Annotated in this window: 19 protein-coding genes; 7 read left to right on the top strand and 12 right to left on the bottom strand. The window is 60.3% G+C overall.

Translation table 11 applies throughout. The features are described 5' to 3' along the window. On the bottom strand, window positions 1–1632 hold the full coding sequence (locus R8871_RS10505; protein ID WP_246287517.1) for a ShlB/FhaC/HecB family hemolysin secretion/activation protein: 1632 nt from the start codon (window positions 1630–1632) through the stop codon (window positions 1–3). 285 nt (window positions 1633–1917) lie between these two features. Then, window positions 1918–2949 carry an NAD(P)H-quinone oxidoreductase gene (locus R8871_RS10500; protein WP_175050374.1) on the bottom strand — a complete coding sequence of 344 codons (1032 nt, stop codon included), beginning with the start codon at window positions 2947–2949 and terminating at the stop codon, window positions 1918–1920. A 151-nt stretch (window positions 2950–3100) separates the two neighbouring features. Here R8871_RS10500 and R8871_RS10495 point away from each other — a divergent pair, with 151 nt between their 5' ends. After that, window positions 3101–3988: a LysR family transcriptional regulator gene (locus R8871_RS10495; RefSeq protein WP_175050373.1), complete on the top strand. Its 888-nt coding sequence runs from the start codon at window positions 3101–3103 to the stop codon at window positions 3986–3988. A 14-nt stretch (window positions 3989–4002) separates the two neighbouring features. On the opposite strand, the gene R8871_RS10490 is transcribed toward R8871_RS10495, so the two are convergent. From R8871_RS10490 to R8871_RS10460, 7 genes are all read right to left on the bottom strand, one after another. Beyond that, on the bottom strand, window positions 4003–4464 hold the full coding sequence (locus R8871_RS10490) for a MarR family winged helix-turn-helix transcriptional regulator (protein WP_175050372.1): 462 nt from the start codon (window positions 4462–4464) through the stop codon (window positions 4003–4005). Between the two features lie 248 nt (window positions 4465–4712). After that, entirely contained in the window at window positions 4713–4985 is a 273-nt protein-coding gene (locus tag R8871_RS10485; RefSeq protein WP_175050371.1) for a hypothetical protein, read from the bottom strand. Window positions 4986–5055: 70 nt separating this feature from the next. Further along, a complete protein-coding gene (locus R8871_RS10480) occupies window positions 5056–5502 on the bottom strand; it encodes an Ohr family peroxiredoxin (protein ID WP_175050370.1) in 447 nt (148 codons plus the stop codon). Window positions 5503–5727: 225 nt separating this feature from the next. Then, window positions 5728–7491: a sensor histidine kinase gene (locus tag R8871_RS10475; protein WP_246287549.1), complete on the bottom strand. Its 1764-nt coding sequence runs from the start codon at window positions 7489–7491 to the stop codon at window positions 5728–5730. A 53-nt stretch (window positions 7492–7544) separates the two neighbouring features. After that, window positions 7545–8654 (bottom strand): ABC transporter substrate-binding protein, encoded by a 1110-nt coding sequence (locus R8871_RS10470; protein ID WP_175050369.1) that lies wholly within the window; start codon window positions 8652–8654, stop codon window positions 7545–7547. Window positions 8655–8935: 281 nt separating this feature from the next. Continuing rightward, window positions 8936–9202, bottom strand: a complete 267-nt coding sequence (locus R8871_RS10465) for a hypothetical protein (RefSeq protein ID WP_175050368.1) — start codon at window positions 9200–9202, stop codon at window positions 8936–8938. A gap of 255 nt (window positions 9203–9457) precedes the next feature. Further along, window positions 9458–10444, bottom strand: a complete 987-nt coding sequence (locus R8871_RS10460) for a helix-turn-helix domain-containing protein (RefSeq protein WP_175050367.1) — start codon at window positions 10442–10444, stop codon at window positions 9458–9460. A 94-nt stretch (window positions 10445–10538) separates the two neighbouring features. Here R8871_RS10460 and R8871_RS10455 point away from each other — a divergent pair, with 94 nt between their 5' ends. The 4 genes from R8871_RS10455 (at window position 10539) to R8871_RS10440 (ending at window position 14700) form a co-directional block, all read left to right on the top strand. Continuing rightward, window positions 10539–11783 carry a DUF1479 domain-containing protein gene (locus R8871_RS10455; RefSeq protein WP_175050366.1) on the top strand — a complete coding sequence of 415 codons (1245 nt, stop codon included), beginning with the start codon at window positions 10539–10541 and terminating at the stop codon, window positions 11781–11783. A 102-nt stretch (window positions 11784–11885) separates the two neighbouring features. After that, window positions 11886–13133, top strand: a complete 1248-nt coding sequence (locus R8871_RS10450; RefSeq protein ID WP_175050365.1) for an ABC transporter substrate-binding protein — start codon at window positions 11886–11888, stop codon at window positions 13131–13133. 65 nt (window positions 13134–13198) lie between these two features. Further along, a complete protein-coding gene (locus tag R8871_RS10445; protein WP_175050364.1) occupies window positions 13199–14227 on the top strand; it encodes an aldo/keto reductase in 1029 nt (342 codons plus the stop codon). 41 nt (window positions 14228–14268) lie between these two features. Continuing rightward, complete coding sequence (locus R8871_RS10440) at window positions 14269–14700, top strand: SRPBCC family protein (RefSeq protein ID WP_175050363.1); 432 nt, start codon at window positions 14269–14271, stop codon at window positions 14698–14700. 17 nt (window positions 14701–14717) lie between these two features. Here the strand turns inward: R8871_RS10440 and R8871_RS10435 are convergent, their stop codons facing one another. Continuing rightward, window positions 14718–14876 carry an SDR family oxidoreductase gene (locus tag R8871_RS10435; protein ID WP_246287516.1) on the bottom strand — a complete coding sequence of 53 codons (159 nt, stop codon included), beginning with the start codon at window positions 14874–14876 and terminating at the stop codon, window positions 14718–14720. Between the two features lie 25 nt (window positions 14877–14901). Between R8871_RS10435 and R8871_RS10430 the strand changes: the two genes are divergently transcribed. Further along, window positions 14902–15555 (top strand): GNAT family N-acetyltransferase, encoded by a 654-nt coding sequence (locus R8871_RS10430; RefSeq protein ID WP_246287515.1) that lies wholly within the window; start codon window positions 14902–14904, stop codon window positions 15553–15555. Between the two features lie 376 nt (window positions 15556–15931). Here R8871_RS10430 and R8871_RS10425 read toward each other — a convergent pair whose 3' ends face one another. Continuing rightward, a complete protein-coding gene (locus tag R8871_RS10425) occupies window positions 15932–16216 on the bottom strand; it encodes a cupin domain-containing protein (RefSeq protein WP_175050362.1) in 285 nt (94 codons plus the stop codon). A gap of 263 nt (window positions 16217–16479) precedes the next feature. Then, window positions 16480–17697 carry an FAD-dependent monooxygenase gene (locus R8871_RS10420; protein ID WP_175050361.1) on the bottom strand — a complete coding sequence of 406 codons (1218 nt, stop codon included), beginning with the start codon at window positions 17695–17697 and terminating at the stop codon, window positions 16480–16482. Between the two features lie 172 nt (window positions 17698–17869). Between R8871_RS10420 and R8871_RS10415 the strand changes: the two genes are divergently transcribed. Next, the gene (locus tag R8871_RS10415; protein WP_175050360.1) at window positions 17870–18814 is read left to right on the top strand and encodes a LysR family transcriptional regulator; all 945 of its coding nucleotides are present in this window, start codon (window positions 17870–17872) and stop codon (window positions 18812–18814) included. Window positions 18815–18831: the final 17 nt, after the last annotated feature.

Genomic DNA, 18831 nt, shown 5'->3' with positions numbered 1-18831 from the left:
TCAAAAGCCCAGGCTTGCGCTGACGTCGGCGTGGAAGTCGCCGCGCTTCTCGGTGAGTGAATTGCCGGCCGCGTCGACTCGCGCAACGTCGAACCGGACATTGACGTTACGGCCGAAGACGTAGCGCGCGCCGACACCCACGCTCGATACGTTCAGGTTCGCCGGAATGCCGCTGCTGCCGACATGGCTGTTGTTGCCATAGCCCCAGTCAAAGAAGGCCAGAAGGCGCAGGTTGCCCTTGCTGACGAGCGGGGGCGTGTAGATCTCGGCGTTGGCGAACACGCCGCTGTCGGCAGTTACCGCGCGCTCGGTGAAACCGCGCACAGCGTAAATGCCAACCAGGCCGAACTGCTCCGACGACACCAAGGGGTTCCTCGTGGCTTGCATCGAACTTGCAACACGCCACTGCCAGTCGTTGGCAAAGCTCCTGATGATCGACGCGTCGCCGCGCAGGATCATGAAACCGTCGACGGTATCGCGGCTGCCGGGCGTCAGGTACGAATACCGATCGGTGCGTCCGTCCGTGTTGGTGTATTGCGAGCCGGTCGCCACGTTGCGCGAGAGGCCGATGTCGTAATCGATGCTTTGTCCGACGCCAAGCGTCTGGCTGCTATACGTCAGGCTGAAAGGCATCGTGGTGTACGGCACGCAGGACGCGACGGGCGGGGTCGGTCCCGCCGTGCTCAACTGCACGCCGTTGACGTTGCAGGTTGAATCGATTTTCTTGTAGTCGAAACCGAATATCAGCTTGCTGGTGGTCTCGCCGCGGCGGGCGAAGAAGTGATTCCAGCGGAAGCCGTAGATGTCGCCCTTGCCGGTTAATCCGAGCAGACCGCCCAGTGTCGGCGATGAGCTTGGCGTGTTGATGCTCGACTTGCCGTAGAAGAAATCAAGGTTGTCGCCGAGGCTGTACAGCGGAATCCGATAGCCGACAGAGTAGACGTTGACTCTTACGCCGCTCGGGCTGTCCGGGGATGTCGTGTACGCCAGCGTGCCGACCTGATCGAGACCGAACAGGTTGGCGTCCTGAATGGCGACACCGGTGCGCCAGCGGCCGGTGGAGGCCGCGCCGGTGTTGTCGATCGTTGCGAAGATGTGCAGCGGATTGTCGTCCACCACTTTGACTTCCGCGTCGACCGTGCCGGGTTCGCTGCCGTTCTCAAGCGTTACGCCGACCTGCTTGGCCGGGTTGTCGTTGCTCAGTTGCACCGACTCGGAGATTGCGCGCAGGTTCGGCGACTGGCCGCTCTGCAGTTGCGGCAGACCGGCAAGGATGTTCTTTTCGCTGAAGTGCTGGTTGCCGGTGACAGTGATCTTGCCAATCCGGTTTTCGGTCACCTGGAGCCTGACGACGCCGCTGGTCAGTTCCTGCTCGGGCACATTGACCTGCACCGCGGTGTAACCCGCCTTGCGGTAGGCATTTTCGAGCGCTTCGAGCGCGTGCTGAATGTCGCCGTAGACGCGGTGCGGCCCGCTCATCGGCTGCAGCAGGCGTTGCACTTCGTCGGCAGGCAAGAGGCTGTTCCCCTCCACCTCGAAACGCGTGATGGTGAAACCGTCGTCGGCAAACGCACTTGCGGCCGCAGCTATTAATGCCATCCCCGAGAGGCATTGCATCAGACGTCGCTTCATTACTTTTTATGTCCGTCTTTTCTCCGGACGATAGCCGGATGCCAGTCGTTTCATGGCAACCATCGTCTCGAGTTGTTATAGGGGTCTCCCTTTGCCGGCGCGTACGCTACGTGCCAACCTTGCTACGCGTTGCAACTGCAATTTCGTAACGCCCATTCAACCTTGTTAACGGCGATGTGAAGCGTTACTTGATGGCGATTGGTCCAAAAAACTGCGTCTGGCTCAGACGATGGCGCCAGTGATGGATATGGCGAGAGGCTTGCCGCCGTGGCGGCAAGCCAGCCTTCAGCCAATAAGATCGGCACCTGTAGTCAGGACGATTTTTCCAAAGTGGGTGCCGGAGTCGATCAGCTCGTGAGCACCGCGAGCGTCGGCCAGCGCGAAGGTCTTGTAGACAACCGGTTTGATCTTGCCGCTCTCGAAGTGCGGCCAGACATGTTGCTCGAGTTCATTGACGATAGCCGCCTTGTCCGCGGAGGTGCGTGAGCGCAATGTCGAGCCCATATGCGTCAGACGCTTCGTCAGCATCGGCACGAGATTCAGATCCTTCGCCGGCCCCTTGATCACGCCCACCTGGAGGATCCGTCCGTCCATGGCTGCGGCCTCATAGTTTCTCGCCACGTAGTCGCCGGCAATGATGTCGAGGATCACGTCGACGCCTTTTTCCTCGGTAAACCGCCTGGTTTCGGCGACGAAATCGTCCTCGCGGTATTCGATCGCGAGGTCTGCGCCGAGCGCCAGGCTGGCCTCCCGATGTGCCTGCGAGCCCACGGTCGTGATGATTTTCGCTGCACCGAATGCCTTCGCCAGCATGGTCGCCGTGGTGCCGATACCGGAGGCGCCGCCATGGATCAACACCGATTCGCCGGCAACCAGCTTGCCGCGCTGGAACAGGTTCAGCCATACCGTCATGAACGTTTCGGGCATGGCGCCCGCTTCCACCAAGGTCAGGCCTTTGGGGATATGCATCGTGTTGCAGGCGTGCGCGACGGCATATTCCGCGTAGCCACCGCCGGGAATCAATGCGCACACCAGGTCACCGATCTGGAATTGGGACACGTCGGCGCCGACGGCAACTACTTGACCTGCCACTTCCAGCCCGGGAATGTCCGAAGCGCCGGGGGGCGGATCATACAGCCCTTTGCGCTGGAAAACGTCCGGGCCGTTCACAGCAGCCGCGTGGATGCGAATCAGAACCTGATCGGCGTGAGGCACCGGCACCGGGCGCGTAGCCGGCACCAGGACTTCAGGACCGCCGGGCTGTTTGATTTCAATCGCCGTCATGGTCGACGGTACGCGATAAGTTGAAGCAGACATGGATACCACTCCTTCGTTTGATGAGGCTCGTTTGATCCGGTCGGATCACTTGGCGAGGAACTCTTGCACTCAGTATAGGCATCGACATTGATGAATAAACGCAGCATTATTCATGTGGTGAGATGCAAATTTGCATCAGGAGGGTGGCACGATGAACTGGGACGATGCGCGAGTGTTTCTCGCGGTGGAGCGCGAAAAAACGCTTCGTGGAGCGGCGCGGACGCTCAATCTCGATCAGGCGACAGTCGGCAGGCGGATTGCGGCGCTGGAGCACGCCCTGCGGGCAACGCTTTTTCTGCGCACCTCGGAGGGTTATGCGTTGACTGCGGCAGGGGAGGCCGCGCTGAAATCGGCGGAGAAAATGGAACAGTCCGCGCACGAACTCGTCAGACGAACTCAGGGCACGGATACACGGCTTGCGGGAGACGTAAGAGTCACCAGTACAGACTCGATCGCGCTCGATTTTCTGCTGCCCGCTATCGAACGCCTGCACGCTGCGCATCCCGAAGTGCGCGTCCTGCTGGACACGTCGACGCGCATGCTGAATCTGGCCAGGCGTGAAGCGGATATCGCGGTCCGGTCAGTCAGGCCGGACAATCCCGATCTTGTCGCGCGGCGCCTGGCGCGCTGGCCCATGGCGCTCTTTGCATCGAATGCTTATCTCGAGCGGCACGGCAAGCCCGTTCCTGGCTCCGCATTCGAGGGCCACGATCTTGTCGTCTATCAGGGAAGCTGGACCGCTAGTCGATCACTCACGCTCTCGGGCGAGCCGGTACACGCGGGGCGCATCGTATCGACTTTCAATTCCAGCCTCATGCTGCGTACCGCGGTGAAGGCCGGTATTGGCATCGGTGAGCTGCCGATCCATCTGGCTGAGCGCGACGGCCTCGTGCAGTTATGGCCGGAACCTACGCGTGGGGCAGTGTATGAAACCTGGCTCGTCACGCATCAGGACCTTCGGCATACCGCGCGCATCGCAGCCATGATTGAGGGCATTGTTTCGGCGTTCGAGGAGCTCACGGTCCACACAACAAACTAGTCACGCGTGAGCGCTCATTCGCCGTCTTCGACTGACTTGATAAGATTGTTCCGCAACGTCACGATTGCCTTCTGCATCTTCGCGAACTCGTCGGGCGCGAGGCCCGTTGCCTCGACGAGGTCCATTTTCAGGGCTTTTTCGCGCAAGCGTCGTCCACTTTTCGTCAGACTGACACGCACCTGACGCTCGTCTTCGGGATCGCGCAATCTTTCCAGATAACCCATCACCTCAAGCTTCTTCAGGATCGGCGTAAGCGTGTTGGATTCGAGAAACAGCTTCTCGCCCAGTCCGCCGACGGTCTGATGGTCCGTCTCCCACAGCGCAATGATCGTGATGTATTGCGTGTAAGTGAGCCCGAGTTCCTCGAGTATCGGCTTGTACGCCTTGCCGAACGCCAGGTTCGCGGAGTAGATCGCAAAGCACAGATAGTCGGAGAGCATTCGATTCGCGGGTGCCGGTTGATCGGTGGATTTCATCTGTATCCTCTTTGACTGGAGCCTGATGTTTCACAAGACGTACGAAACGGACATGTATCGCATGCGATTATATCGCAATGTAGTGAAAGTCAGGCCGCTGCCGTGTCGCGTGCAACCGGTTGTCAATTTCAGCGGGCCCGGCTCTTTCGCACCGTAGTGGTCTTGCGGCGCAGCCCTCCTTGCCGCTGTGGCCGCCGCGCAGGAGCAACAACGATGCGCGACAGCACAGCAGCGAGAAGACACGCGATCTAGCGATGCGCGTACAGGCTATCGCGTGGCATCGCCGCGACACGGCTGCCCGCCTGGGAGAGTCCTGCGACTACGCCGCCATAGGCCTCTTGCGAGCCCGTGACGTCGTCGTGTTCGGCAGCGACGGTGCGCGCGCTCTGACCGCTTTGTGACGCCGGTGCGCCAACCGAGGGCTTGTAGAACGGAGCCGGTCCATAGCCGCTGGCGAACGCGGGTGCGGTGGCGAATGCCGAAACGGCGACGAGCAGTGCAACGATGAGCTTGGTCTTCATGATGGAAATTCCCTAAAAATATGTTCAGTGAAAGGCACGTGCGTGAGCGAGATGCACGTGCCCTGGTGGATTACGCCGTGACGACATTCAGGCCGACCTCGATGTTGCCGTGCACAGCCTTCGAGTAGGGGCAGATCTGATGGGCCAGGTGCGCGACCGCCTCGACGACTTCCTTGTCCAGACCCGGCGCGCGAATGGTGAACTCGGCGCCGAGGAACCACGCGGCGCCGGTTTGCCCAATGTTTACCTGGATGTCGACGGAGTAGTCGGACGGCAGCGTGACCTTCTTCAGCGAGGCCGCAATCTGGAGTGCGCTGGTGTAACAGGACGACCACGCGCCCGCGAACAACTGCTCGGCTCTCGGGTGCGGCTCGGTGGCGATGAACTCGATGTCTTCAACGCCAGGCGCTGTCAGCCTGAGGTCGAGGACGCCGAACTCACCGCGCTGGAGATTGGGGTCGCGATTGACAGTGGCGTGGCTGTTGCCTGAGGCAATGACTTGGTCGATCTTGGTCATGATGGGTTCCTTTGCGAATAACGGTGTCAAGGGGTGTCAAGATGCTTTAAATCGTATGCGATGTAATCGCATGCGTCGCATGATGAGGGAGAAGTTTTGGGATGTCAATCGCAAAAGATTAAATCGCATGCGATTTATTTGGGGGTTGAATGAAGATCCTGCGATCGCAGCCGGGGAGGGCCCGGCTATCCGTGGCATTTCACCCCACAGGCTTGCTGGCCCGGATTACGTGACAATCACGGCGTCATCGCGAACGAAAAGCCGCACGACAGAACCGGAATCGGGCGTGCTCTCGATGAGCAGCTTCGCATCGATCAGCCTGGCGCGCTCGGCCATGCCCTGAAGTCCGTACGAGTAGCCGGCCCGTGCGGTAACCATGTCGAAGCCCCGGCCGTCATCGCCGATCGTCAATTCGACACCCGCTTCGGTGTTGGCCAGGGTCACGTCGACGCGCGACGCGTCGGCATGACGGGCCACGTTAGTCAGCGACTCCTGCACGATACGGAATAGCGCTGTCGCGCGGAAATCCGAGAAGGTCGGTTCCGACCCTGTAACATTGACGTGACAAGGAATGTGCGTATGGCGGGTGAAATCCTCCGCGAGCCATTCCAGCGCGGAGGCGAGGCCGAAATTCAGGGCGACCGGCCGAAGGTGGCTGGCCACATTGCGCACGATCTGGATGGTTTGCTCAACCAGATCGCGCATCTGCTCGGCTTTTTGCATGGCGGCGGAAGTTGGTGTCAGCTGCATCCTCAACAACGACAGGTCCATTTTCAACGCGGTCAGCAACTGGCCGAGTTCGTCGTGAACCTCCATTGCGATGTGCTTCCTTTCCTCCTCGCGAATGGCTTCCAGATGCGCGGACAATTGCTGCAGTTCTTCGCGCGACGCCAGCAGTTCCAGCTCGGTTCGTTTCCGTACCACCACTTCCAGTTCGAGCTGGTCGCGATGGCGCCGCAGGCTTTCCACGGCATGCTTGCGAGCCGTCATGTCGGTCAGGAGGCCTTCAAGTCCCCTCAGGCTGCCGTCGTCATCTGTCGCGCCACGTGCATTCAGCTGAACCCAGATCGGCGTGCCGTCGAGACGCTGTAACTGCAGTTCGAGTCCCACGATCTCACCCTGCTTGCGCAGAATTTCGAACAGGGTTGCAATCTGCTCCGGCGAGAACGGCTGTTTGTGGGCGGCGTTCGCTGCGGCCTCGATAAGGTCGTGCACGTCACGATAGCCGAGCAGTTGTGCCATTGCCGGATTGGCTTCATCCAGTTGCCCGTTCCGATCGAGCAGGAAGATACCCTCGAGGGCATTCTCAACGATGCTGCGGTATTTCCGTTCACTGGCGCGCAGACTCACCGTCGATTCCTGAAGGCGGTCGGCCATGACATTGACGCGCAACGCGAGCCGGCCCAACTCATCGCCCGATTCAACCGTGCAGCGCGCACGAAGGTCGCCGCTCGCGATGCGGTCGACCATTTCCTCAAGACGGTTGATCGGGCTGCGCACCATGCGCTTGAGCAACAGGAAGGTCGCGGCGTAGAGCACGGCCACGACGGCCGCGATCATGGCGAGGATGGCCCGGCGGGCGTCGCTGATCGCCTGTTCCGCCACCGCCTTCGTGAGGACGACACGAACCTCGCCGATCTTTTCCCTCGGCGCATCGCCCGGTGGGGTGTATTCGATTGCCCTGACACGCACCACGCTGTCGGCAGGTTTCGGCTGAACGGCTTTCCCGGCGGTGGACACGATACCGTAGCCCACTGCCGTGACGGTGAATTGGGCCACTTCGGGATTTGGCGCGAGCGCGGCAAGCTGGCCGTTGATCGCGGCAAGATCAATGTTCCACAGCGGTTGCGCGAGCGATTGGCTGAACAGGTCAGCAATCCGGGTGGCGCGCTCCTCCAGCGCAGTGAGTCGGCGTTGCCGTTCGTGTGCGACCAGCGCGTACGCCGACGTGCCGGCCACGATCGCGACAAGTATGACGAGCGCCAGCATCAGCTTGGTGTGCAAACTGGGCGAGCGGAGCGTGAGCCGTGGGGACAGACGCATCATGAAACCCTGGACGCAGTGTCCAGAAGATAGTGGAGATTGAAGTCGTAGGGGCCCGGACGCGGGGATCGGGTTTTCGAGTACTGGCCAAAGTCGAGTACCGCTCCGCTCCGGAAAACAAGGTCGGCGTAACTGGCGGCGTTCTCGCGATGGATCACGGTCAGAAAGTCGAGCTTCTGGCGCAGACCTCCGTTCGCGGCAAAGTCGTTGCCCTGATTGTGATCGTGCAACAGAACCATCGCCCAGGCGCCGAGGAAGTAGTCGCCTGCCATCATGGCGGCCAGCCCGCCGTCAGCCACCCTGGCCAGTGCCTCCTGCAACGCGCCCATACCCCCCACCAGAACGCGCGCATTGCGCGCTTTGACGGCGTTCAGTGCGCCGAGCGCCATCGCGTCGTTGGCGGCCCAGATCACATTGGCATCCGGATACCGGGCAAGAAGCACGCGTGCCTTTTGATCGCTGTCGGCATAGCTCCAGTCGCTGAAGACCAGTTGGCAGGTGTGCGTGTTCGAAGCGTGAAACAGGAAGTCTGCAACACCGGCAGCACGCTCCAGCGAGACCGGCGTGCTCGGGTCTCCCGTGATGCCGATCACCTGCGCCCCGTGCTGGCCCAGTTGTTGATACAGAAATTGCATCAGCCGGTACCCGGCGCGCTCGGCGTTTGCCGTCACCGTGCCGATCCAGTTAGGGATCAGTTCCCGTTCATTGCCTACTGCGTGACGCTGCTCAGGCGTCAGGTCGTTGTGGATGAGCAGCACCTTCGCCGGTGAGCGCGCCAGTGTCTTGAGCATCTGCTGTGCGGCCATCTTTTCGTTGACGATGATGACGTAGTCCGGCGCGTCGGTGCGTCGCGCAACTTCTTCTGCCTGGCGTTGCATCAGCAGATGGTCACGTTCCGCGTACAGCACCTCAAGTTGCATATCGAAGGTCTGCGCCGCCATCGCCATGAATCGGGAGACCAGTTGCCAATGCTGTCCCGTACCGCGTTGCACAGCCTCGCCCGGATTCAGGAACACCACACGCGGGGCGCGCTTCGCGGCAAAAACGCGGCCGGACACGCCGGTCAGGCCGGCATACGCGCAGGTGAGCAACGCTTGCCTACGATTCATAAGACGATTCACTTGATTGCCGCCGGGACGCGCGGTTGCGCGCCGTGCAAGGATCGCGGTTAGGCGATGGACACGGCAACGCACATTCTACGTGCCAGGCCGGCGTTGGCAATATTCGTCCTGGATAGACTGGCTTTCGTGATATTGCTTCGAACGGCAGAATTGCGGCTTGAATCGGCTGCTCCCGTTTCGGACAGCAACCTGCGGCGACCCTTTGTTCGTGCAAAAAAAAACGGGCCGTGAGGCCCGTAATAGCAGTTTAGTTGTTTGCGATGCAGTTATTAGCACTCGCCCTTTTTAGCGTGTCCCGGAGGGCAGTGGTCATGGTCACCATGGTGGTGGTGGTGATGTTCCTCCCATTCCTGGCGTTCCCAGTAGCGATGACCGTCGTAATATCGGTCCCCATGCCAGCCAATGACAACCGGCGCCTGGGCGACGACTACGGGGGCAGGCGTACCGATATTGACGTCTACGTTGACAGCATTGGCCACGCCGGATAGGCCGATTCCCAGGCTCGCGACCAAGGTTGCCAGTAGAGGATATTTCATGCCGTACTCCCAAATAGAATTCTATAAATGCACCTGGCTTGTCGCCGCAGTGACAATGCACGGCAGGTAATTCGCCGATCCCTCCCTAAACGGGAAATGCTGCGATGTCGTTGACGGGGTTTTCCCAGACAGTGGGTGATTTGATAAAACTTAACACTAGGTTCGGTGCAAGGTAGCGTTTGCGATGTTGCTCGCCGAACGTCACCGAACGTCATCGAAGGGCGCAAACGGGGCGCAGATTGCTATCTGCCGGGATCAGGCGCGGTACTGGCCAGCCATCTCTTCGTCGTTTCGCCCACCGGTTGATTTCCGTTTCCTTTGCAGCGACGGAGACCGTTCGGTCAAGCGAGCCTCCACATCCTTATCCGGAGAACCCGCAGCCGCGAACTGCCGTCGATATTCAGCCGGCGTCGCCTGCTTTGCGGCCCTGAACTGCCGATTGAAATTGGCGACGTTCGCGAAGCCCGAACGAGCAGCGATGACGGCAACCGGCAGGGACGTGTCAACCAGCATCCGGCACGCGTGGCCAATACGAACCCGGGTGATATACCGGCCGACGCTCTCACCGATATGCTGAACAAAGTAACGCGTGAGCGTGCGTTCCGACAGGCTGGCGGCCGCGCAGAGCTCCGACAGTCGCAACGGCTCGGCAAAGCGCGCGTCAATCATCGAAAGGACCCGGTTGATCCGTTCGGGCTCGTGGCCGGATGGACCGGTGGACGCTTCGTTGAAAGCGCTCGGCGAGGCGAGTGGCTGGCCTGGCGCGTCGGCGAGCGTGCACATAATGTCGAGAGCGGCACCAAGGCGCTCGCGCGCGACGCTCGATAGCAATTGTTCCAGGCGCTCACGCATCCATTTGCCGGCGGGTGGCTCGAAGGCCAGACCACACGCGGCCCTGCGTAACAGCTTGCGCAGCGGTTCATATTCGGGGCAACAGTCCGCCATACGCCGCGCCCAATCGCCGTCGAACCAGATGACGATGGCGACTTGTGGCGAGGATGGATCGATCGAACGATTCGACGCCCAGGTGTGCGGAAGGTCCGGCGGCACGAGGACCAGATCCTCAGCCTCGTATTCGTTGACAGAGTCGCCGATGTAGCGCTTGCCATGACTGTTCATCGTCAGCGTTAACTCGTATTCCGGATGGTGATGCCACTCGAACGGAATACGCGGGAGCCGCCGATGGTAAACCCGCACCGAACAGTCCCCACCGAAGTCGACATGCTCATAGGCTGGTTTCATGGCCGAATACGCAAAAAGATTGCCTGAATAGTATCACCAAGGCCTGCATGCGCGTCATATCCTCGGGGCGTATCACATCCCTACGGAGACAGTCATGGCGTTGAAAATCGACGATTTGCCGAGCGCAATCCGGCAAGCGAAAAAGGAGTTGCGCGCGGCGTTGCCGAACTACCGGCAGGTCTTTGCCGAAGTCGAAGAAGCGATCAGCACCGAGGCGAAGCGGATTGCTACGCAGCGGGATCGTGGAGAAGACGTCATCCCCGAGATTCAGTTTTCCGACATCGCCGAACAACGCGTCACCGCGGACCAGATCGCGCTCGTCAAAGCGCGCGGCGCATGCGTGATCCGCAATGTATTTCCCCGTGCGCTGGTGCAGAGTTGGGACGAGGATATTGCCAGCTATGTCGAGCGCAATAACCTCGACAAGCACCTGGAAAACCGCGCCGAAGATAAATACTTTGGCCAGCTGGCGTCCAGCAAACCGCAAATCTATGGGGTGTACTGGTCGAAGCCACAAGTGCTGGCCCGTCAGTCAGCATCACTAACCGAGGCACGTGTATTCCTGAACCGGCTGTGGCGCAATGAAAGCGGCGGCCAGGTGCACTTCGATCCGGAGCGCGTGCCTGTTTATGCGGATCGTCTGCGTCGCCGGCCGCCGGGTTCAGCGTCGCTTGGATTGTCGGCGCATTGCGACGGCGGGTCGGTCGAGCGCTGGATCGAAAGCAATTTCCGGAAGGTGTATCGCCACGTGTTTGCCGGCAACTGGCGCGACTACGACGCGTTCGATGCGGCTTTCCGGCCTGACGTGCAGGAGATCGCGTCACCGGCCGTATGTTCGATGTTCCGCACGTTCCAGGGCTGGACTGCCTTGACGCCGCAAGGCCCGGGCGACGGCACGCTGCAACTCGTGCCCATCGCCAATTCGATGGTGTACATCCTGCTGCGCGCGCTTCAGGACGATGTCGCAGAAGACGACCTGTGCGGCGCCATGCCTGGACGGGCGCTGTCGATCAAGCCGGAATTTCATGCGCCATTGTTTGAGGCGTTGTCGTCGATTCCCAAAATGGAAGCCGGCGACACCGTGTTCTGGCACAGCGATGTGATCCATGCGGTCGAAGACGAGCACAAGGGCGCGGGTTACAGCAACGTGATGTACATCGCTTCGGCGCCCGCGTGCGCAAAAAACGACGCTTATCTAAAACGCCAGTTGCCGAGCTTCCTCAAGGGTGAAAGCCCGCCCGATTTTCCTGCTGACCATTTCGAAGTTGATTTCAGCGGACGCGCCACGGCTGACGACCTGACATCGCTCGGCAAGGCGCAACTTGGGTTTGACCTTTAGATCGGCAAAGACCTTTAACACGCATGAAAGCGGGCACGCACAGCGTTCGACTGAGCTTCGAACGCACAGCCCGACCAAATAACGAAAACTTCGGAGACTGCAATGAAACGATCACTCACGTCGCTTGCGGCGGGCATTACGCTGCTCATGGCTGGAACGCATGCTGGTTTGGCCGCCGAACAGCTTTCGGTATTGCACTGGTGGACCTCCGGCGGCGAATCGAAAGCGATCCGGGTGCTGAAGGACGATATGACCAAACAGGGCTATGAGTGGAAAGATTTCGCCATAGCGGGAGGAGCGGGTGCGGCGGCCATGACGGCGCTGAAGACGCAGGTTATATCGGGCAACGCGCCATCGGCCGCGCAGATCAAGGGGCCGCTGATTCAGGACTGGGCCGATCAGGACATGTTGGTCAATGTCGATCAGTCCGCTACCGATTGGAAAGCGCATTCGCCTTCGCAGATAGATAGCTCCATGAAGGCGGGCGGTCACTATGTGGCTGCACCCTTCTCGGTACACCGAATCAATTGGTTGTGGATCAACAAGGTCGACCTTGAAAAAGTTGGAGGCGCGGCGCCCACTACGTGGCCGGAATTCTTTGCGCTCGCCGAAAAATTTCGTGCAGCGGGCATCACGCCTGTCGCGCATGGTGGCCAGCCCTGGCAAGACATGACCATATGGGAGACGGTCGTGCTTTCCCAAGGTGCGGATTTCTACCGGAAAGTCCTCGTTGATCTTGACCAGAAAACGCTGACTTCGCCGCAGATGGTGCAGGTGTTCGAGATCGTCCAGAAGATTCGAGGTTACTTCGATAAGGGCTACCACGGCCGTGACTGGAATCTCGCGACGGCAATGGTCATTTCCGGCTCGGGCGGCATGCAGTTCATGGGCGACTGGGCGAAGGGCGAATTCGCCAATGCGAACAAGAAACCCGACGCCGACTATATTTGCGCGGCCGCACCTGGTACGTCGAACGCCTACACGTACACCGTGGATTCGTTCGCGTTCTTTCAGCAGAACGGTAAGAAGCAGGCGTCGCCCGGGCAGCTTGCGCTTGCAAAGACAATCATGTCCGTCGATTTCCAGCAGCAGTTCAGTCTCTACAAGGGTTCAATTCCCGTTCGGCTGGACGTTTCCATGGACAAGTTCGATAGCTGCGCCAGGAAATCATTCGCAGACGAGCAGGCCACGATTAAATCCGGTGCGTTCCTGCCTTCGTTGGCCTTCGGCAACCTTCAGTCGCCGGTTACCGCCGGCGCGATTACCGACGTCGTAACGAATTTCATGAACTCGAACGAGGACCCGAAAGAGGGCGTGCGCAAGCTTGCCGCTGCCGCGAAGATCAAGTAGACGGGCGTGGTGTGCCAGCCGGTCTGGAAAGAATGACTTCACTCCCATCGACAAAGGAGATAAATATGGATCCGGTAGCAAAGCGTAAATGGCCGCGTTCAGGGCTCGAGACAAGCGTGATGGGTTTCGGCGCCGCGCCCATCGGCAACATCTTCAGGCCGATCAGTGAAGAGGATTCGGCTGCCTTGATCAAGGCAGCGTGGGACGCGGGCGTGCGCTACTTCGACACCGCGCCGATGTACGGGCACGGGTTGAGCGAAGCACGCTGTGGCCAGGGGCTGCGCTGGTATCCGCGTGACCAGTTTGTGCTGTCCACCAAGGTTGGGCGCCTCCTGAAGCCGCGCAAACGCGCCGAGATCAACTTTGAGCCGTGGGTCGACGGGTTGCCTTTTGAACCCGTTTTCGATTACAGCTATGACGGCACAATGCGTTCGATCGAAGACAGTCTGCAGCGTCTGGCGTTGGAACACATCGATATTGCGCTGATTCACGACATCGACGTGTTTACGCACGGCGAGCGTCAGCCTGAGATGTTCGAGGCGGCGATGGCGGGTGCGTCGAAAGCCCTACTGAAACTTCGTGACGAAGGGGTCGTGAAAGCGGTGGGACTCGGTGTCAACGAATGGCAGGTCGCACACGAAGCCATTCGCCGGCAGGATTTCGATTGCCTGTTGCTGGCTGGCCGCTACACCTTGCTCGAGCAGGACGCGCTGGACGGTTTCCTGCCGCTGTGCGAAGAGCAGCAGGTGTCGGTCATTCTCGGTGGCGGCTACAACAGCGGCATTCTCGCGACGGGTGCGGTGCCCGGCGCGAAGTACAACTATTCGCTCGCGCCGGAGCCAATTTTTGAGCGCGTGCGCAAGATCGAGCAGGTATGCCAGGAATACTCGGTGCCGCTCAAAGCGGCGGCGCTGCAATTCGTGCTCGCCCATCCCGCGATCCCGACCAACATACCCGGCGTGCGCACGGTTGCACAGCTGGAAGATAACCTGCAAACCTTCCGGGCTGAAATTCCACCGGCTTTCTGGGCCGAATTGAAGCGCCGGGAGCTGATCCGGCAGGATGCGCCGACGTCTTCTGTTGATATCCTTTAGCAAGCTCGCATACTATCTGTGCTCTTGCTAGAGGATCTCACATGACCGACAGTACGCACGCCACCGCCTCCTATAGCCAGGAAACCACCGCATCGGCAGGAGTGATCTGGGAACTCTTCGAGGCCGTTTCCAGTTGGAAGAATTGGAATACGGGCGTCCACGCCTGTTCCATTGATGGTCCTTTCGCTGTGGGCTCATGGCTAACCATGACGCTTCCTGATCAGGAGATCATCAAGTCGCAACTCGTCGAAGTCGATGCGCGGCACCTGTTCACAGACGAAACGATGCTTGGCGACATTGTGGTTCGCGTGGTGCATGAAATCGAACCTCTACCTGATCGGGGCAATCGCATCACCTACAAGATCAACGTAGTCGGAGAAAACGCGCACGACATTTGCGCTGGCGTTTCTTCCGATTTCCCTGAAGTCTTGTCGGCGCTGGTCGCACAGGCGGAAAGTCGGACAACGAAATAGAACAGGTCGCCAGACGGTTATAGCGCCATACCGCCGTCGATGGTGAGGCTGGAACCGGTCATGTAGCCTGACTCCTTGCGAACGAGGTAGGCGACCAGACCGGCAATCTCATCCGGATCGCCAGCGCGCTTAAGCGGAATGAGCGGCTTGATCGCCTCGATTTGATCGGCCGTCATGTCCGTTACAGTTGGCCCGGGTTGAATGTTGTTGACTGTGATGCGGTCGAGATTGTTCGCGCCTAATCAGCCAAAAACGTGGGGGTATAAGCAAAAGCGAATCGGCGATGTGAGGGTCCGGCTGTCGATGCGTTGCGGCTTCCTGGTCAAAGCCGGTGCTTTGCCTCATGAAAGAGCTAACATATTCACGAGCGCGCTTTCAGTCGAATACTTGCGAAACATGACAATGCATCCCGATCCTCGCCCTGCCGTTCTTACCGACCTCCAGGCTATCGAGGAAATCGTTCGACAGGCCTACTCGCCTTATATCTCCCGTATCGGGCGGCCGCCGGGACCGATGCTTGATGACTATGAAGTCCTGACCGGCGAGGGCAGGGTCTATGTTGTCGAGCTGGAAGGCGCCATACGGGGCATTGTTGTGCTCATCCCGGAGCAGGACGCGATGCTGCTGGACAACGTAGCCGTAGCACCTTCCGCCAAGGGAACGGGACTAGGCCGCAGCCTGCTGGAATTCGCTGAACGTTCAGCCAGAGCGGCCGGCTATCGCGTCATCAGGCTCTACACGCACGAGAGCATGACGGAAAATATCGCGCTTTACTCTCGTATCGGCTATACGGAGACGCATCGGGCCGAGGAGAAAGGTTTAAAGCGGGTATTCATGGTTAAGCAGCTGGCCTGATCATTGGCGAAGTGTGTGGAATCAACCAGGGAAAAAGGACGAATGATGCTCAAATTCCTCAAGCGCCTGTTCAGCAACAACAAGCAGAATCGGAGGGGACCATCGCAGACTCCCTACTTACCGACGGTGGATCTTTCGTCGCCGCCTAACACGCACGTATCCGATCATTGCCGCACAGACTCGTCGGCGCACGGTGGCCACCACTCGTCATCTCATTCGTTCGACTGCCCGTCCGACGGCGGGGGGCACAGCGGTTAGAGCGGTGAGGTCGGGGATAAATGGTTTAAAGCGGGCGCTCGTGGTTAAGCGCCTGCCCTGACATCATGGCGACAGTCATCCTGTTTCACTCAGTCCGTGCCTTTCATCAGGCGCTGCCTCAGCGAATCTCCACCTCGATAAATACCACCTCGTGGTCGGTCGCGTTGATGACGTTGTGTTCCACTCCCTTCAATCCCGCGTAACTCTGCCCGGCGCGCAGTTGCGATTCCCGGTTGCCTTGTGCTGTCTCGAGGAGAAGTTGACCGTCCGTTTGCGGTACCACGACATAGTCATGTCCATGAACATGCCAGCCAGTTTCGGCACCGGGCGCAAATCGCCACTCGGTGACGATCACGCGTTCATTCAATACCTGCTGCGTTGGAACTGCCTGCGGACGACCCATGAGAGTTTTCTCAGCGAAGTGGACGACGAAGTTCGTCGGATAGCCGTCACGCCGCATCGATAGACGCACTATCGCCCGTTAATGGCGACTCCACCGTGCGTCAACGTGCTGCGGGGCTCAATACATCGATAGACCATTCTGAAGCTGAAGCTTTTCGTTTGACATGTACAGTGCCTCTGCGCTTACCAACACAGTTGCATTCGCCTATGCGCTACAGGAGGGGCGGCTCCTCCGGGCGCTATCAACCGTAAAGCAGGGCTTGCTCAAAGCCAGGTGCCGCCCTGCCGTTCGCTCGGCTCTTCCGTGAGCGCATCGAAATCGTGAATCCAGCCCAGGTGATTCAGCATGCTGTCGCGCGCGCCGAGGCGGGCGTTGCGGGCCTGCGCGGCTGGCCCGTCGGGCAAATGCAGCACGTCCGCCGTGGTGATCGACGCGTACTGCACCTTGCGTGTGCGGCCCCGGCGCAGGCGCTCGTAGGCTTCCTGCGCCTCGCGCCAATTGCCAGGACCCGCTGCCGCCAATTGAGCGGCCAGCACCACGGCATCTTCAATCGACTGATTGGCGCCCTGGCCGTGATGCGGCACAAGCGCATGCGCGGCATCGCCGATCAGCGTCACGCGGCCTTTGCTCCAGCGGCCGAGCGGGGGACGGTGGAACAATCCCCAGCGCTGACTGATGGGCACAGCCGTAATCATCTGCACGACGGCCGGATGCCAGTCCTTGAACAGGCGTAGTTGTTCGCCCTCGCTGGCGGGCATGACCCAGTCGCGTAACGGCCACGGAGATGGATGACGCTCGACCAGCAGGAAATTCTGGTCACCTTTGTCGCCGATGGGATAGTGCAGCAGATGGCCGCCGGGTCCAACCCAGAACTGGATGGTCTCGGGATCGGGCAAGAGGTCCATGCGTTCCGCCGGCACCACGCCGCGAAAGCCCGAGCAACCCGAGTACAGGGCGTCGTCATAGCCAAGCATCCAGCGCCGCGTGATCGAGCGCGCCCCGTCGGCGCCGATCACGAGGTCGGCGTCGATGCGCTGACCGTTATCAAACGCCAGACTCACGCGATCCGCGTGCTGTACGAGATCGACCAGCCGATGGCTGAGCTTGATGCGCTCAAGTCCGACGGCTCTGGACAGCACCGCCTGCAGATCGGCGCGATGAATACCCCAATACGAGCCGCCGAACAGCTCGCGAGAGCTGGGCGTGCCGCGATGATGGCCGATGACCGCACCGCTGCGTCCGTCGCGATAGACGAGACCCGGCACCTCCGCGCACAGCTTCTCGAAGTCCGGACGCAGTCCCATGCGCTCGTAGAAGCGCGTCGCGTTAGCCGAGAGCGCGACGGCCGCGCCCACTTCGCGCAGCTCGTCGGTTTGCTCGTAGAGTTGCGCATCGATTCCGTGCTCGCGCAGCGCGAGCGCCAGCGTAAGACCGCCGACGCCGGCGCCGACGATCGCAATTTTTAGATCCGTCTGCTTCATGACTGTGTCTCCGATATCCAGATTTATGAGTGCGGCCGCCATGACATTTCCGGACGCCATGGCAAATGCGCGTGCCGTGTCAGTATTTTCAGCACTAGACCTTCATTCCTCAATAAGATGAAATGAATCTGCTTCATCACTGGATTGAATGAGACCCGGATATGCGTGAGTTATGGAACTGAGCGAAATCGACCTCAATCTGCTGTTGCTCTTCCAGCGGCTGATGCAGGAACGGCGCGTGGCGACCGTCGCCGAGCAGATGAACATGAGCCAGCCCGGCGTCAGCAACGCGCTCGCCAAGCTGCGTCGCCGGCTTGGCGACCCCTTGTTCGTGCGCGGGCCGGGCGGCGTGGTGCCCACGCCATTCGCGCTGCGTCTGGCGGAACCGGTCTCACAGGCGCTCGCCACACTGCACGGCGCGCTCAATCCAGTGACGGGTTTCGATCCGCTGCGCGCGATGCGCACCATGACGATCGGCATGACCGATATCGGCGAAGTGGTGTTTTTGCCCGCGCTGCTCGAACGGCTGTCGCGCGTCGCGCCGGGCGTCGCACTCAATACCGTGCGCGATACAAGTGTCAATCTGAGCAATGAGATGGCCGACGGCCGCGTCGATCTGGCGATCGGCTTGCTGCCGCAGCTCAAAGGTGGTTTCTATCAGCGCCGCCTGTTCGATCAGCGCTATGTGTGCCTCTTCAGGCGCGGCCATCCGCTCGAGGACGCGCCGCTCACGCTCGCTGCGTGGCGCGAGGCTGAGCATCTTGTCGTCGTGGCGGCCGGCACTGGCCACGGGCAGGTGGACGAATGGCTGAAACGGCGCGGCGTACGGCGCCAGGTGCGGCTGACGGTGCCGCACTTCATGAGCGTGGGCTACATCCTGCAACGCACCGATCTGATCGCTACGGTGCCGGAGCGCCTGGCCCTTCAACTGGCAACCCCTTTTTCGCTCAGCCTGCGCGCGTTGCCCATGACGCTGCCCGCCGCGCCGATCCATCTGCTCTGGCACACACGAGTCCAGCACGACGAGGGCAATCGCTGGCTGCGCGAGGTCGTGATCGATCTGTTTGCGGACACGACAACGCCTGTCCGAAAAGCAGGAGGGCAGCAAAGGAAATAACACGCGCGGCTGGGGCC

Origin of the sequence: Paraburkholderia sediminicola, assembly GCF_902859805.1 — a bacterium.
Lineage (GTDB): Bacteria > Pseudomonadota > Gammaproteobacteria > Burkholderiales > Burkholderiaceae > Paraburkholderia > Paraburkholderia sediminicola.
This window is presented reverse-complemented; position numbering and strand designations above follow the sequence as displayed.

Coding starts and splice junctions, on each gene's coding strand:
- R8871_RS10425 (WP_175050362.1), bottom strand. CDS start 16,216: ATGGGTCGTCCGCAGGCAGTTCCAACGCAGCAGGTATTGAATGAACGC.
- R8871_RS10455 (WP_175050366.1), top strand. CDS start 10,539: ATGGCGTTGAAAATCGACGATTTGCCGAGCGCAATCCGGCAAGCGAAA.
- R8871_RS10420 (WP_175050361.1), bottom strand. CDS start 17,697: ATGAAGCAGACGGATCTAAAAATTGCGATCGTCGGCGCCGGCGTCGGC.
- R8871_RS10435 (WP_246287516.1), bottom strand. CDS start 14,876: ATGACGGCCGATCAAATCGAGGCGATCAAGCCGCTCATTCCGCTTAAG.
- R8871_RS10470 (WP_175050369.1), bottom strand. CDS start 8,654: ATGAATCGTAGGCAAGCGTTGCTCACCTGCGCGTATGCCGGCCTGACC.
- R8871_RS10490 (WP_175050372.1), bottom strand. CDS start 4,464: ATGAAATCCACCGATCAACCGGCACCCGCGAATCGAATGCTCTCCGAC.
- R8871_RS10440 (WP_175050363.1), top strand. CDS start 14,269: ATGACCGACAGTACGCACGCCACCGCCTCCTATAGCCAGGAAACCACC.
- R8871_RS10415 (WP_175050360.1), top strand. CDS start 17,870: ATGGAACTGAGCGAAATCGACCTCAATCTGCTGTTGCTCTTCCAGCGG.
- R8871_RS10430 (WP_246287515.1), top strand. CDS start 14,902: ATGTTGTTGACTGTGATGCGGTCGAGATTGTTCGCGCCTAATCAGCCA.
- R8871_RS10495 (WP_175050373.1), top strand. CDS start 3,101: ATGAACTGGGACGATGCGCGAGTGTTTCTCGCGGTGGAGCGCGAAAAA.
- R8871_RS10500 (WP_175050374.1), bottom strand. CDS start 2,949: ATGTCTGCTTCAACTTATCGCGTACCGTCGACCATGACGGCGATTGAA.
- R8871_RS10475 (WP_246287549.1), bottom strand. CDS start 7,491: ATGCTGGCGCTCGTCATACTTGTCGCGATCGTGGCCGGCACGTCGGCG.
- R8871_RS10450 (WP_175050365.1), top strand. CDS start 11,886: ATGAAACGATCACTCACGTCGCTTGCGGCGGGCATTACGCTGCTCATG.
- R8871_RS10465 (WP_175050368.1), bottom strand. CDS start 9,202: ATGAAATATCCTCTACTGGCAACCTTGGTCGCGAGCCTGGGAATCGGC.
- R8871_RS10480 (WP_175050370.1), bottom strand. CDS start 5,502: ATGACCAAGATCGACCAAGTCATTGCCTCAGGCAACAGCCACGCCACT.
- R8871_RS10505 (WP_246287517.1), bottom strand. CDS start 1,632: ATGAAGCGACGTCTGATGCAATGCCTCTCGGGGATGGCATTAATAGCT.
- R8871_RS10460 (WP_175050367.1), bottom strand. CDS start 10,444: ATGAAACCAGCCTATGAGCATGTCGACTTCGGTGGGGACTGTTCGGTG.
- R8871_RS10485 (WP_175050371.1), bottom strand. CDS start 4,985: ATGAAGACCAAGCTCATCGTTGCACTGCTCGTCGCCGTTTCGGCATTC.
- R8871_RS10445 (WP_175050364.1), top strand. CDS start 13,199: ATGGATCCGGTAGCAAAGCGTAAATGGCCGCGTTCAGGGCTCGAGACA.